We start from the raw sequence: 13,200 nt of genomic DNA on the forward strand, positions 1-13,200 counted from the left end.
TTGTAAAATTAGTATGCCAAAATATTGGTTACATATTTATGGGAGTAAAAGGAAGGAGAATACAAATTGGTTTGCATACAGAATATTTGCTATGAAGTAGTTGAAGATTACCGTGAAGGATTCAATGAAGAAGCCTTTAAAGCGAGATATGCAGAGATCCTTTCAAAGTATGATTACATTGTTGGGGATTGGGGCTATGAGCAACTAAGACTTAGAGGATTTTTTGATGATTCTCAAAAAAATGTTCCATATGATTCAAAAATAAGTACATTACGTGAATATATTTATGAGTACTGTAATTTTGGATGTAAATATTTTGTAGTTAAGAAAGTAAAAAATTAAATGATGGGTAACCCCATTTTTTCAGACTGCCCGCCAAACGCTTGCAATCAGTCTGAAATCAAGTTTATATAACTTTGTTTATATACCGAAATGATAGGGGAACCTATCATTTTTTTGTTTGTAAAGGGGATCACCAGAATTTTTAAGGAAAGTTGTCTGATCTTTATCATAAACAAATTTTGTGGATAAAATGTTTTTTGATTTTTTGAAACAATAAAAACCTTGTGGATAAGTTTGAATCTTTCAACAAGAATGTGAATAACTAAAGACTTAATCACACAAAAAAGTGGACAACTCTTTAGTTATCCACTATTTTTCAGATTATTTAGTAAAAATAAATTATTTATCCACAGGAACGAAAAATTAGAAAATAATTTCACTAAGGAAATCTAATAATTCAGCAGCCTTTTCTTCAGATATTCCGAAAGCAAATTCTAAGTAACCTTCTTCTTTTAAATCATCCGAACCAATAATTGCAAATCGATTACTTTGCATATCCATAATCATAACTTTGCCATAATGACGATCAGAGTATACTAAAGCAAGATCATGTCTTTGCTCTTCTCCCATAAAGCTTACAAAGCGAGTCTTTGCTTGAATAGTGTCATCATATAAGAAAAAACGTTCTGACATTTTTTTATTCCTCCATTATACTAAAATAAGATTTGGCTTGTATCCTAAATGGTGATGAGCTTTAATATGTCGCACAGTTTTTGTTTTACTTCTCATTACAATTGAATGAGTTTCGACTAAGTCTCCACCTAAGAAAGTAACACCTTCAAGTAATTCACCTGAAGTAACACCTGTAGCTGCAAAAATTGCATCGTCACCTTTTACTAAATCATTTAATGTTAATAATTGTCTTGGGTTATTAAGACCCATATCCATACAACGTAGTTCTTCTTCTTTATTCATTGGTACTAATCGAGCTTGCATGTCACCGCCAAGGGCTTTTATCGCTGCAGCGGCTATAACCCCTTCTGGTGCGCCTCCAGTACCTACAAAGAGATCGATTCCTGTTTGAGGTAATGCTGTAGCTATAACAGCACCAACATCTCCATCACCGAATAATTTAACTCGAGCACCTTTTTCACGAATTCGTTCAATGATTTCCTCATGACGAGGACGTTCTTGAATAATTACCGTTAAATCTTGTACACGTTTATTGTTTGCTTCAGCAATAATATCTATTGTTTTTTCAATCGGATCATCTAATGATATTTTACCTGCAGCACGAGGACCTACAGCTATTTTTTCCATATACATGTCAGGTGCATGTAGTAAGTTACCTTTATCAGAAATTGCGATTACTGCCATTGCATTTGCATGGCCTTTTGCAAGGATATTTGTTCCCTCAAGAGGATCGACTGCAATGTCTACCTCTGGTCCATTACCAGTTCCCAATTTCTCACCTATATAAAGCATTGGTGCCTCATCGAGTTCACCTTCACCAATTACTACAGTACCCGCCATATTCACTGAATCAAACATCGAACGCATTGCAGAAGTAGCAGCGTCATCAGCTTCATTTTTCTTACCGCGTCCCATCCAATGCGCAGAGGCAAGGGCAGCTGCTTCAGTAACTCTTACAATCTCAAGTGCTAATTCACGCTCCAAAAGTCCAACCCCCAGAAAAATATTCACCTATATAATATAACAAAAATCGTTAAGAAACGCTTTCATTTGTCGATTTTTTTCGAATTTAGCTATAAAATAAATATAAGTCCATAAAATGTAGAAGATAGAATTGAGAAGGAAGTGTACATATGTACTTTGTAAATCGTCAAAACATATTAGATCGAATTGAAATATTAAATTCAATGCTTGAATTTTATGCGTCAAACAGCCATCCAAAAAATAAGCTAGAAGAACTAGCTTTGGAAAGAATGACACATCTTTTGATAGACAGTATGTTAGATATTGGAAATACAATGATTGATGGCTTTATAATGAGGGACCCAGGAAGTTATGATGATATTGTTGATATTCTAATGGATGAAAAAGTTATAACTGCATCAATTGGGGAATCAATAAAAAAATTAATTCCAATTCGAAAACATTTATTACAGGATTACACATCTTCAATTACAGAAAAAATAGTGACGACATTAAGCGAAAATATAGAAGCATATAAGGAATTTCCGGTTTCGGTTCAAGCTTTTCTTGATAAAGAACTAGGAGTAATTAATGCTTTTAGTAGTGATGAGGAAAAATAATCTTAATTTTTCTATGAAAAAATTGATACTAATGCTGTTTTCATGTCTTACCGAGTGAGACAGCTTGACTAGTAAGGAGTGGCAATATGAAACAATATAAAGGATACTTAATCGATCTAGATGGAACTATGTATCGTGGTGAGGAGCAAATTGAGGAAGCTAGTCTTTTTATTAAGGCTCTAAAGGAAAAAAATATTCCATATCTATTTGTAACAAATAATTCTACACGTAGACCAGAACAAGTTGCTGATAAACTTAATTCCTTTAATATACCAACTACAAAAGAACAGGTCTTTACAACAAGTAATGCCACAGCAAATTACATAAAAGAACAAAAGGCAGATGCTACTGTTTATATGATAGGTGAAGAGGGCTTACAGTATGCCTTAGAAGAAGTTGGCTTAACAATTAAAGATGAAAACCCTGATTTTGTAATTAGTGGTTTAGATCGAAGTATTAATTATGAGAAATTAGCAAAGGCTTGTATAGCTGTAAGAAATGGTGCGACATTTATTTCTACTAATGGCGATATAGCGATACCGACTGAAAGAGGTTTATTACCTGGTAATGGTTCACTAACATCTGTTATAGCCGTATCTACTACAGTAAAACCAATTTTCATTGGAAAACCTGAATCAATTATTATGGAGCAAGCATTAAAAGTTCTTGGTGTTGCAAAAGAGGACACATTAATGATTGGTGATTATTATGATACAGACATCATGGCTGGGATTAATACTGGTGTTGACACATTAATTGTTCATACTGGTGTTACGACTAAAGATATGTTGTCAAATTACGAAACACAGCCAACTTATTCAGTTGACTCATTAGAAGAGTGGATTAAATATATTTAAGGAAACTATCTAGACTTGAAAAACCCCACAAGTAATTAATTTACTTGTGGGGTCTTTGTGTTATTTCAAATGAAAAAGTGGTCTCAAATGTAGATTGACTTATGAGACCACTCTTTTTTATTCATCTTCAGCTTTAATTTGATCAGCCTTTTTATGTGCGGCACGATGCGCAAGTCGGCTAGATGCAGCAGCTGCAATCGCTCCAACAATATCATCTAAAAATGTATTTACTAAGCCTGTTGATTTATCGTTTAATCGTTCTAAAATTCCAGGTTTTAATTTATCGATGTAACCGTAATTCGTGAATCCAATTGAACCATATACATTTACAATTGATAAGGCAATTATTTCATCAATTCCATAAAGGCCTTCATCTTTTTTGATAATAGCCAACAAAGGCTCCTGTAGTTTATCTTGCTCTGCCAAAATATCTAATTCAATACCAGTAATGATGGCGTTTTGTATCTCACGTTTTGTCAAGACCCTCTGTACATTGTGTTTACACTCATCCAAAGATAAATTTTCATGATATTTATTCTGTAAAAAGAAAACTAAATCAGCAATGTCATCGAGCGTAACACCTCTTTTTTCTAATAACGATAATGCAGTCTTTTCTAAATCGTGATTTAAATATTCCATTTCATCACCTTTTCCTTATCGATTGATTTAATTACTATAAAAATAACTAAAATGGAGATTTCATAAAATAAGTAAAACTTTTACTATAAATTATTTTTAAGAAATAAGAGGATTAATTATATATGATTCGATATCGAACATAATTCCCCTTTATAAAAAAAGCTAAAACATAGTAAAAAATTTATTACTTATGTCTTATTTGCTAATCTACTTGCCTTCATATTTTTGGAAAGTACAGTTCAGGAGATTAACCCCCTGCGTAAAATGCCTGTAGAGGCTGACCAACCCGCCTCCACATATCATGATGCCTTGTTCCAGCGAGTAGCCCACGAGGTCAATCTTTCTTGGCCTTTGTCTTATGCTTGTCAGGGCTGACCAACCCGCTTCCACTTTTCGTGATGTCTAGTTCCGGCGGGTAGCCCCTCGAGGTGTCGGGGCTGACCAACCCGCCTCCACTTTTCGTGATGTCTAGTTCCGGCGGGTAGCCCCTCGAGGTCATAAGCCAAAGTCCAATAAAAGTAAAAAGCAACTTTTCTTGGCCTTTGTCTTATGCTTGTCGGGGCTGACCAACCCGCCTCCACTTTTCATATATACTACGTCATTCTCTCCTTTTTTGTGTATGGCCATTCGGTTTTATATAGGGAAAGTGAAAAAGTAGGGTACAGGTTTTTGGATTTGTGACATATATATTAATAAGTAGTTATAAGAAGGATGTGAGTGATGATGTTTATTCGCAACCAAAACATCATTCAAGACATGTTTACTCATTATCAAATTCAACCAGCTGAATTACTTCAAGTCCAGTCATATTACATGTTTTGGCAGCGGAATAGGGTGTATTTTCTTGCTCCTATTGGAAATTTAAAAGAAGATGATTTGCAAGAAATGAAGAGTTTAAGTGATTTTATGAGCTCAACTGGAGATCAATCGGTCGCAACCTTTGTTCAAAATGTTCAAGGGTACTATGTGAGTAAGATTGATGGAAATAATTATTCTTTATTTAAGAGTAACAGACAAAATGAACGCAGTAATAATAACGGTGAAGAACTAGCAATTTTTCATTTAAGAGGGAAAAAATATTCAGATGAATTGAAAAGATTAAATAGGATTGGGAAATGGAAGAATTTATGGGAAAAACGTTTAGAGCAATTAGAAAGATTTTGGCAAAGTAAAGTGAATAGCCATCCTGAAAATTTTTTCGAACAAATATTTATTGAATCTTTTCCCTATTATCTCGGAATGACTGAAAATGCGATTCAATATGTTGTAGACACTGAATTAGATGATACTCCCCAAGTTGTTGATGCAGCAACAATTTGTCATCAAAAAATGACTGAACGAAGACAGAAAGAAATTCATTTTGCAAAAGTACCGATTGAATGGATTTATGATCATCCAAGCAGAGACCTTGCTGAATGGGTTAGGGATGAATATTTAGAGAATCATGAAAATTATCAAAAGAAAATCCTTTCATTCTTTTATGGTTATGAAAAGAAAAGTCCATTATCTACTTTTGCGTGGCGTTTGTTATTTGCAAGACTTCTTTTTCCAGTACATTACTTTGAAACAATCGAAGGATATTATTTGGCAAGGAGCGATGCGGATCGGAAAAGGTATGAACGTAAGTTAGTTAATTATCTTGAGAACACTAGTGAGTTTGAAGCTTTTTTAGGTGGGTTTTATGATTTAATCGGATTACCAACTGCTAAGTTAGGGATTAGAGAAATTAAATGGCTAAAATAAAAGAGAGGGTTTTATACCCTCTCTTTTAGTATTGAAAATATATTAGAATACTTGCTCTACCTCAATTACACCAGGTACTTCTTCTAATAAAGCTCGCTCAATACCAGCTTTTAATGTAATAGTTGAACTTGGGCAGCTACCACATGCACCTAAAAGGCGAAGTTTAACAATTCCATCCTCAATATCAACTAAATCAACGTCTCCACCATCGCGTAGTAAAAACGGTCTTAATTTATCTAAAACTTCTTGTACTTGTTCTTTCATGTCCATTCATATCGACTCCTTTCACTAATTTTATTATAATCAGTTAAGAGGAAAAAATCTATTACAGAGTACTTTGTGTGTTTGAAATTATTTTTGGACACACTCTTATTGTATGCTAGGAGGAGAAAATGAGTAATAAAATTTTAGTGGAAGTTTTTGGAGCTGAAGTAATATGTGCAAGTTGTGTAGGAATGCCATCATCAATTGAAACTTTTGAATGGCTTCAAGCTGCACTTCAAAGAAAATATCCTGACTTAGCCTTTGATTTTCAATACATTGATATATTTAATGTAGAAAATAATGAAAAAGAAGATTTCGCTGAACGAGTTAGAAATGATGAGTTTTTCTATCCGGTAGTACTAGTAAATGGAAATGTTGTTGGTGAAGGTAATCCAAAATTAAAAGATGTTTATAACGCTATTGAACTATAATGAATTAAAACCCCTTACATGAATTTAAGGGGTTTTTACGCTGTTGAAAAAAAAAACCGTCAATTAAATTCCAAATTTTCGTAAAAGGAGTAGAGTGATGTTGATTTCCACTACAAGATGCTCGCTTTCCATGTGGCGAGATTCTTTAGCCTCCTCGGCAAGCCTGCGGGGTCTCAGCCTTCCCGCATATCCCATAGGAGTCGAGCACCCCTTTCGTTCCAATCAACTTATTCATCAAAAAAAGTCTGCAATAAATCCTAATCAAATAGCCTTTACTTAGAGTAACTTAACTGTTGTATATTAGTCAGCTTGTAGGTCAATTAATTTCGAACATTATTTAAATAAAAAATTGAATTTGTTTTTCCAAAAATTAGCTCTTAATATTTTTAACTTTTGAAATAAATCATTACTAGTGTTATTGGAATCAAATAGCTCAAATATACTAACATTTAAAACCATTAATAGATCATCCAAAAAAAATAATTCATCATTAAATAAATGTTCATTTAATGGCCGTTTTTCCTATTGAACATTTTATATTTCAACACTCTGAAACCCCCTTACAAAAATGTAAGGGGGTTTTTATTGATTATAAATTGCTTTTTGTTGGGTGCTTATTGTAATTGATTCTTTTCCAAAAAAATTAAAATGTTTTAATAAAATTCACTATTTTATGTAAAATGCTGAAGATTTACATGATAGAATAGAAGTGTAAAACAAATAAATTGCAATTTTTGGCATATATATAGAATTGGGAGGAGGGGTGGAATGGTTGCAATTAGTTTATTTGTAATTGGAGTTTTATTAATTATCATCGAAATGTTTTCATTAACCTTTGTATTCTTATGGATTGGTATTGCGAGCATTCTAGCATCAGTTGTAAATTATTTAACAGGATCCAACACCTTTACTTTTATCGTTTTTGTTATTAGTGCACTAATTTTATGGCTTAGTACAAAGAAATTTGCAAAAAGAATCCACCAGCAAAAAACGATTGAAAATGGAGTATATGCATTAATTGGTAAAGAGCTCGTTGTAGCTTCTGTTGAATTAGAGGATGATACAGTAGGAACAGCTAAAGTTTATGGAGATGAATGGACGATCCGTTCAACAGAACCTTTATTATTAAATGAAAAGGTAATTGTAACAAAAATAGAAGGTGCAACTTTATACGTGAAAAATAACTAATTGAGGAGAAGTGTTATGTCTGATGTAAGTTCTATGGTTGGTCCAATTATTATTGGTATTATTGTTTTATTCGTTGTGTTACTTTTGTTATCAAGTATTCGTATTGTTAGACAATCTGAAGTATATCTTGTAGAACGATTAGGGAAATTCCATCGTAAATTAGAGAGTGGAATCCACGTTGTAATGCCATTTGTTGAACGTGTAGCTAGTAAAAAAACATTGCGTGAGACTGTGGTAGATTTTCCACCACAATCGATGATTACAAAAGATAATGTTAGTATCCAAGTAGACTCAGTTGTCTTTTATCAAGTAACTGATGTTGTGCGTCATGAATACGAAATTGCTAATCCCCTGTCTGCGATTTCCAATTTGACTGCTACTACATTACGTAACTTAATAGGGGAATTAGATTTAGATGAAACTTTAACAAGTCGTGATACAGTTAATAATAAACTCCGTGCAATTCTTGACCAAGCAACTGATAAATGGGGAATGAAGGTTAATCGTGTAGAGATCCGAAATATTATTCCACCTGTTGATATACAAAATGCGATGGAGCGACAAATGCAAGCAGAACGTACACGTCGTGAAAAAGTATTAAATGCACAAGGTGAAAAAGAATCAAAAATCCTGAAAGCGGAAGGAGAAAAGCAATCAAAAATTCTTGAAGCAGAAGGGGAACGTTTAAGCCAAGTTGAAAAAGCTCGAGGAGATAAAGATTCTCAAGTTTTACGCGCTGAAGGGGAAGCGGAAGCAATCATTAAACTTGCCGAAGCGAAAGCTAGAGGGGAACAAGTTGTGTTAGATGTTTGGAGAAATGCAGAGCCAACTAAAGAAATGGTTCAATTGCGTTCAATGGAAGCTTTAGAAAAAGTAGCTTATGGTCATGCATCAAAACTTGTTATTCCGACAGACGCTACAAAGCTTTTAGGAATGGTTGAAAGTGTAAAAGAAGTTATTAAATCTGACAAAACAGAATAAAAAAAGGCCCTTTAACAATTAAGTTAAGGGGCTTTTTTGCATATAAGTATAGCTAAAAAGATAATTTAATCATCAACCGTTATGGTATTTATACATCCATAAGATTCCAGACTTAATTAATCTTGGAACACGTCCGATTAGTGGGCGTTCATTGAATAGTCCAAAACCATGTTTTTTACCTAATGAGCCCATAATACCTTTTAATTTTATTTTAGGCATTTCTTCTGGAAGGTCTTCACCTTTCCATTTCTTTTGTAAAATCATAACGATTTGTTCTGCTTGAGCTTCAGCAAGCTGTGCAGAAGGTGCATATGGTAATGATGCACAATCTCCCACTACATAAACATGCTCGTCGTTTGGCATGTGATGATATTTTGTTACAACGATTCTTCCTGTATTGTCTTTTTCTACGTCTAAATTGCGGACAACTTCAACTGGTTGAATTCCCGCTGTCCAAATAACAGCGTCACAATGAATTTCATCATCATGGTTAAATAAAGTATTTTTCTCAACTTTTGTAATGTTTGAATTGCTAACAATTTTTACATCGTGCTCAATAAACCAGTTTTGTACATAATAACTAAGTTTTTCTGGAAACATTGATAAAATTCGGCTTCCACGATCAAAAAGTAAAATTTGTAAATCGCTTCTACTTTCTCTTAATTCACTAGCTACTTCTACACCACTTAAACCAGCACCTACAACACCGATTACTGAATTAGGAGGTAGACTGTTTACATTTTCATAAGCGTTTCTTGTTTTTTCAATTGTTTGAATACTATAGGTATGTTCTGGTGCACCAGGTACATTATGGTATTTATCCTCACAACCTAAACCGATAATCAAATCATCATAAGAAACTGATTTTCCATTGCTTAATTCTACTTTCTTGTTTGCCGTATCAATTGTAGTAATATCTCCATATACCACCTTTAATTTCTCATGAGTTGGTATTGGTATTCTAATATGTTGCTCTGGAACCGTACCTGCAACTAATGCATAATACTCAGTTTTAAAGCAATGAAAAGAATTTCGATCAATCAATGTGATATGAACATCCTCAGGTAAATCAGATGTTAATAGACGTGACAAAGCACGAATATTTCCATATCCGGCACCTAGTAATACGAGGTTTTTCATAGTTGATGTTCCCCTTTTGTTTTATTAGCGTTGAATGAAAAAATTTTTCTATTTTTCGACAATTATATTATATATATTTTATGTTAAAATAACAACGCCTAACTCGGTAAAATAAAGCTCATTCCATTTATTCTCAAAAGGATTGACGTTTTAAAAAAAAAAGAGTAACTTTATGAGGAGCAAGGAGTGAAAAATAGTGAGACCATTAGTCGAATTTTGTATAAAAAACCTAGCAGACGGTGCACAAAAAGCTTTAGAACAGCTTGAACGTGATCCAAATCTAGACATACTAGAATATGGCTGCCTTGGATATTGTGGAAAATGTAGTCTATCACTTTTTGCACTAGTTGAAGGGGAAGTAGTAACTGGAGAAACGGCAACCGAGCTAGTAGATAATATTTATATTTTCTTAGAAGAAAATATGTTGATATAAGAAGCACTGTTAATAATTAACAGTGCTTTTTCTATTTTTCGAGCTATTTCAACAATATTTTAGTTTTCCACATAATCCCTTTTACATCCCTCATTCATTCACTAAATTAAATATTTCACTAATAGGAAAAAATTACTATTCTTTAGATTGATTACATTAACCAATATTATTTTTATTACGTACACTATTTTTAATTATTTAGCAAAATTAGTGCAAAAAAAATGAGCATTCACCTAAGTGAAGCTCTTAAAATGTTTCTATATCGAGAAACGGGGGATGTTCTTATTGTGCTCAATTCATTTAAATTTTATACTTGTAGTAATAAAAAAAGTAAGGAGTCATGAAAATGAATTCTTTTCGTTATACAAAAATGCATGGGCTAGGAAATAACTATATTTATGTCAATATGTTTGAAGAAAATTTAAGAGAAGAAGAGCTGTCTAAAATTGCAGTTGAAGTTTCAAATGTTAATACAGGAATTGGTAGTGACGGAATGATATTAATCTGTCCATCAGAAGTTGCAGATGTAAAAATGCGAGTATTTAATAATGATGGATCAGAAGCTAAAAATTGTGGTAATGGACTAAGATGTGTAGCTAAATATGCATTTGAAAATGGAATTGCAAATAATACTTCATTTAAGATTGAAACGATAAGTACAATTGTTAAAGCAACAGTACATGTTGAAAATAATATTGTTAATCAAGTAACAATAAATATGGGTAAACCAATATTCCAAAGATCACAAATCCCAATGATTGGTGATGACCAGGAATATGCTAGGGACAGATTTTTATTTGAAGAAAAAAGCTATGAATTTACAGCTGTTTCGATGGGCAATCCACATGCTGTTTTTGAAGTAAGTGATATTAAAAAAGCACCATTAACAACTTTAGGTCCAATTGTTGAAAAACATGATTTATTTCCGGAAAGCGTAAATGTTGAATTTATCGAATGTTTGCCGCATAATGAGATAAATTTCGTTGTATGGGAGCGAGGTTCAGGTGTAACTCAAGCTTGTGGAACAGGGGCATGTGCTGCAGCAGTCGCTATGATACAAGAAGGTAAATATAAACGAGATGAACCAATAACTGTTCACCTACAAGGTGGAGATTTACAAATTACTTGGTCTACTGATGGGGATGTATGGATGAAAGGCCCAGCAGTTACAATAACAAAAGGCATATACTATACTCAAAGAGGAGTGATATAAATGATTACAGTTACTGAACAAGCAGGATTAAAAATTAAAGAAATGATTGAAAACGAAGAAGACCAAAATACTTTTGTTCGCTTAGGTGTAAAAGGTGGAGGTTGTTCTGGACTTTCATATGGACTTGGTTTCGATCCACAAAAAAATGATGATGACACAGAATTAGAATATTATGGCATTAAGTTTTTAATTGATAATGAAAGTGCTCCTATTTTAAAAGGTGTTGTTATTGATTTTAAAGAGTCGTTACTAGGTGGAGGATTTACAATCGATAATCCAAATGCAATCGCATCATGTGGATGTGGTTCAAGCTTTAGAACAGCTTCAAATGCTGGTACACCTGAAGAGTGCTAATAATAAGAATTTCTAATTGAAGAAATTTTTAATCAAAAATAGGATACTTTTGTATCCTATTTTTTCAATCAAACAAACTAGGCCAAATTCTCATTTGTTAATATTTTTACAAATTTGGGGTAAATTATTGAATCTTTTTTGAATTTGTGTACTATTATATAGTGTAGATATAAATTTGAAATGATTTTTTAAGCAGTTTGTTGTGAAATGGTTCACGAATTGCGTTGTAGAATGTTCAATGTATCACAAAGTATTTTTTAAAAAGACTGCCTATAAAAAGACAGTTCTTATGATTAAAATCTATATTTTAGAACATTGAAGAACTATGTCCAGGTTGTACTTTCGCAGTTGGATCAATATATGTTTTAGCATGGTTGATTGCTGTTGGTGCCTCACCAAACCCGGAAGCAATTAGTTTAACTTTTCCATCATATATACAAATATCTCCAGCAGCATAAATACCTGGAATATTTGTTTCCATGCGTGAGTTAACAACAATGTTATTCTTTTCAATGTTTAGACCCCAGTTCTTAATTGGTCCTAGAGAAGAAACAAAACCATAGTTAACGATTACATCATCAACTTCGATTTCAATACGATCTTCAGATTTTGCATTTTGAAGAACAACTTTTTCAATACGTTCTTTACCAACGATTGCAACAGGGATCCAAGGAGTTGTTACTTCTACTTTAGAGTGCATTAAGTTTTCAACGCTATGCTCATGAGCTCTAAATTTATCACGACGGTGAACTAGTGTTACTTTTTCAGCGATGGGTTCAAGCATTAATGACCAGTCTACAGCAGAATCTCCGCCACCGAAAACAATAACTCGTTTACCAGCAAATTTATTCATGTCATCTACGAAGTAATGTAGGTTTGCTTTTTCGAATTTTTCAGAACCTGCGATTTCAAGTTTACGTGGTTGGAATGCACCATTTCCTGCAGTGATGATTATAGCTTTTGTATAATGCTCAAAACCATCATTACAAACTAAATGGAATACTCCATCTTCACCTTTAGTAATTGTTTGAACTGATTGCTCTAAACAAACGGTAGGATTAAATTTTTTCATTTGCTCTTTTAAGTTATTAATTAACTCTTGAGCGCGTACTTTTGGAAAGCCAGCAACATCATAAATATATTTTTCAGGGTAAAGTGCAGATAATTGACCGCCAAGCTGTGGTAAACTTTCAATGATTTTTACACTAGCTTGTCGCATTCCACCATAAAAAGCAGTGAATAAACCAACCGGTCCGCCACCAATAATCGTTATATCATATACTTTTTCGTCTTTCATAAACGGAATGCCCCCCTTATGTATAAATGCATGTCATCTATAATAGAATAATATCATATTTTATGCCGATAAAATAAAAAAATGGTAATTAAACTATTGTAG

16 protein-coding genes are annotated in these 13,200 nt (G+C 33.2%); 10 read left to right on the forward strand and 6 right to left on the reverse strand.

The window, feature by feature from the left end; genetic code table 11:
* The first annotated feature begins 66 nt into the window (after positions 1 to 66).
* Positions 67 to 342 (forward strand): YutD family protein, encoded by a 276-nt coding sequence (locus AB1282_RS08800; RefSeq protein ID WP_056468720.1) that lies wholly within the window; start codon positions 67 to 69, stop codon positions 340 to 342.
* A 363-nt stretch (positions 343 to 705) separates the two neighbouring features.
* Here the strand turns inward: AB1282_RS08800 and AB1282_RS08805 are convergent, their stop codons facing one another.
* Together AB1282_RS08805 and glpX are read right to left on the reverse strand one after the other, a co-directional pair.
* The gene (locus AB1282_RS08805; RefSeq protein WP_025672291.1) at positions 706 to 975 is read right to left on the reverse strand and encodes a DUF3055 domain-containing protein; all 270 of its coding nucleotides are present in this window, start codon (positions 973 to 975) and stop codon (positions 706 to 708) included.
* A gap of 15 nt (positions 976 to 990) precedes the next feature.
* Positions 991 to 1,959, reverse strand: a complete 969-nt coding sequence (gene glpX, locus AB1282_RS08810) for a class II fructose-bisphosphatase (RefSeq protein WP_056468716.1) — start codon at positions 1,957 to 1,959, stop codon at positions 991 to 993.
* 149 nt (positions 1,960 to 2,108) lie between these two features.
* Here glpX and AB1282_RS08815 point away from each other — a divergent pair, with 149 nt between their 5' ends.
* Together AB1282_RS08815 and AB1282_RS08820 are read left to right on the forward strand one after the other, a co-directional pair.
* On the forward strand, positions 2,109 to 2,558 hold the full coding sequence (locus AB1282_RS08815) for a DUF86 domain-containing protein (protein ID WP_056468712.1): 450 nt from the start codon (positions 2,109 to 2,111) through the stop codon (positions 2,556 to 2,558).
* A gap of 86 nt (positions 2,559 to 2,644) precedes the next feature.
* Positions 2,645 to 3,415: a TIGR01457 family HAD-type hydrolase gene (locus AB1282_RS08820; RefSeq protein WP_056468709.1), complete on the forward strand. Its 771-nt coding sequence runs from the start codon at positions 2,645 to 2,647 to the stop codon at positions 3,413 to 3,415.
* A gap of 117 nt (positions 3,416 to 3,532) precedes the next feature.
* Here AB1282_RS08820 and AB1282_RS08825 read toward each other — a convergent pair whose 3' ends face one another.
* The gene (locus tag AB1282_RS08825; protein ID WP_056468706.1) at positions 3,533 to 4,054 is read right to left on the reverse strand and encodes a phosphatidylglycerophosphatase A family protein; all 522 of its coding nucleotides are present in this window, start codon (positions 4,052 to 4,054) and stop codon (positions 3,533 to 3,535) included.
* A gap of 744 nt (positions 4,055 to 4,798) precedes the next feature.
* On the opposite strand from AB1282_RS08825, the gene yutH reads away from it, so the two are divergent.
* On the forward strand, positions 4,799 to 5,797 hold the full coding sequence (gene yutH / locus AB1282_RS08830) for a spore coat putative kinase YutH (RefSeq protein ID WP_056469027.1): 999 nt from the start codon (positions 4,799 to 4,801) through the stop codon (positions 5,795 to 5,797).
* Positions 5,798 to 5,839: 42 nt separating this feature from the next.
* Here the strand turns inward: yutH and AB1282_RS08835 are convergent, their stop codons facing one another.
* The gene (locus AB1282_RS08835; protein ID WP_025671774.1) at positions 5,840 to 6,067 is read right to left on the reverse strand and encodes a NifU family protein; all 228 of its coding nucleotides are present in this window, start codon (positions 6,065 to 6,067) and stop codon (positions 5,840 to 5,842) included.
* A 122-nt stretch (positions 6,068 to 6,189) separates the two neighbouring features.
* Here AB1282_RS08835 and AB1282_RS08840 point away from each other — a divergent pair, with 122 nt between their 5' ends.
* The 3 genes from AB1282_RS08840 (at position 6,190) to AB1282_RS08850 (ending at position 8,661) form a co-directional block, all read left to right on the forward strand.
* Entirely contained in the window at positions 6,190 to 6,492 is a 303-nt protein-coding gene (locus AB1282_RS08840) for a DUF1462 family protein (RefSeq protein ID WP_049819759.1), read from the forward strand.
* Positions 6,493 to 7,260: 768 nt separating this feature from the next.
* Positions 7,261 to 7,680: an NfeD family protein gene (locus tag AB1282_RS08845; protein ID WP_056468704.1), complete on the forward strand. Its 420-nt coding sequence runs from the start codon at positions 7,261 to 7,263 to the stop codon at positions 7,678 to 7,680.
* A gap of 15 nt (positions 7,681 to 7,695) precedes the next feature.
* The gene (locus AB1282_RS08850) at positions 7,696 to 8,661 is read left to right on the forward strand and encodes an SPFH domain-containing protein (RefSeq protein WP_216600069.1); all 966 of its coding nucleotides are present in this window, start codon (positions 7,696 to 7,698) and stop codon (positions 8,659 to 8,661) included.
* Positions 8,662 to 8,733: 72 nt separating this feature from the next.
* Here AB1282_RS08850 and AB1282_RS08855 read toward each other — a convergent pair whose 3' ends face one another.
* Positions 8,734 to 9,801, reverse strand: coding sequence for an NAD(P)/FAD-dependent oxidoreductase (locus AB1282_RS08855; RefSeq protein ID WP_056468701.1), 1,068 nt, complete (start codon positions 9,799 to 9,801; stop codon positions 8,734 to 8,736).
* Positions 9,802 to 9,997: 196 nt separating this feature from the next.
* Between AB1282_RS08855 and AB1282_RS08860 the strand changes: the two genes are divergently transcribed.
* The 3 genes from AB1282_RS08860 to AB1282_RS08870 all read left to right on the forward strand — a co-directional run bounded on the left by AB1282_RS08860 (position 9,998) and on the right by AB1282_RS08870 (position 11,801).
* Positions 9,998 to 10,234, forward strand: a complete 237-nt coding sequence (locus tag AB1282_RS08860) for a YuzB family protein (RefSeq protein ID WP_056468696.1) — start codon at positions 9,998 to 10,000, stop codon at positions 10,232 to 10,234.
* A gap of 346 nt (positions 10,235 to 10,580) precedes the next feature.
* Entirely contained in the window at positions 10,581 to 11,447 is an 867-nt protein-coding gene (gene dapF, locus AB1282_RS08865; RefSeq protein WP_429898915.1) for a diaminopimelate epimerase, read from the forward strand.
* On the forward strand, positions 11,448 to 11,801 hold the full coding sequence (locus AB1282_RS08870; protein WP_056468693.1) for a HesB/IscA family protein: 354 nt from the start codon (positions 11,448 to 11,450) through the stop codon (positions 11,799 to 11,801).
* A 307-nt stretch (positions 11,802 to 12,108) separates the two neighbouring features.
* On the opposite strand, the gene AB1282_RS08875 is transcribed toward AB1282_RS08870, so the two are convergent.
* Complete coding sequence (locus tag AB1282_RS08875) at positions 12,109 to 13,098, reverse strand: NAD(P)/FAD-dependent oxidoreductase (RefSeq protein WP_056468688.1); 990 nt, start codon at positions 13,096 to 13,098, stop codon at positions 12,109 to 12,111.
* Positions 13,099 to 13,200 lie beyond the last annotated feature (102 nt).

The sequence above is a fragment of the Gottfriedia sp. S16(2024) genome (assembly GCF_050473765.1).
Lineage (GTDB): Bacteria > Bacillota > Bacilli > Bacillales > Bacillaceae_G > Gottfriedia.

Bases quoted from the DNA above. Each gene is read 5' to 3' on its own strand.
- AB1282_RS08805 (WP_025672291.1), bottom strand. From the start codon at position 975: ATGTCAGAACGTTTTTTCTTATATGATGACACTATTCAAGCAAAGACT.
- AB1282_RS08815 (WP_056468712.1), top strand. From the start codon at position 2,109: ATGTACTTTGTAAATCGTCAAAACATATTAGATCGAATTGAAATATTA.
- AB1282_RS08820 (WP_056468709.1), top strand. From the start codon at position 2,645: ATGAAACAATATAAAGGATACTTAATCGATCTAGATGGAACTATGTAT.
- AB1282_RS08825 (WP_056468706.1), bottom strand. From the start codon at position 4,054: ATGGAATATTTAAATCACGATTTAGAAAAGACTGCATTATCGTTATTA.
- AB1282_RS08835 (WP_025671774.1), bottom strand. From the start codon at position 6,067: ATGGACATGAAAGAACAAGTACAAGAAGTTTTAGATAAATTAAGACCG.
- AB1282_RS08840 (WP_049819759.1), top strand. From the start codon at position 6,190: ATGAGTAATAAAATTTTAGTGGAAGTTTTTGGAGCTGAAGTAATATGT.
- AB1282_RS08845 (WP_056468704.1), top strand. From the start codon at position 7,261: ATGGTTGCAATTAGTTTATTTGTAATTGGAGTTTTATTAATTATCATC.
- AB1282_RS08850 (WP_216600069.1), top strand. From the start codon at position 7,696: ATGTCTGATGTAAGTTCTATGGTTGGTCCAATTATTATTGGTATTATT.
- AB1282_RS08855 (WP_056468701.1), bottom strand. From the start codon at position 9,801: ATGAAAAACCTCGTATTACTAGGTGCCGGATATGGAAATATTCGTGCT.
- dapF (WP_429898915.1), top strand. From the start codon at position 10,581: ATGAATTCTTTTCGTTATACAAAAATGCATGGGCTAGGAAATAACTAT.
- AB1282_RS08870 (WP_056468693.1), top strand. From the start codon at position 11,448: ATGATTACAGTTACTGAACAAGCAGGATTAAAAATTAAAGAAATGATT.
- AB1282_RS08875 (WP_056468688.1), bottom strand. From the start codon at position 13,098: ATGAAAGACGAAAAAGTATATGATATAACGATTATTGGTGGCGGACCG.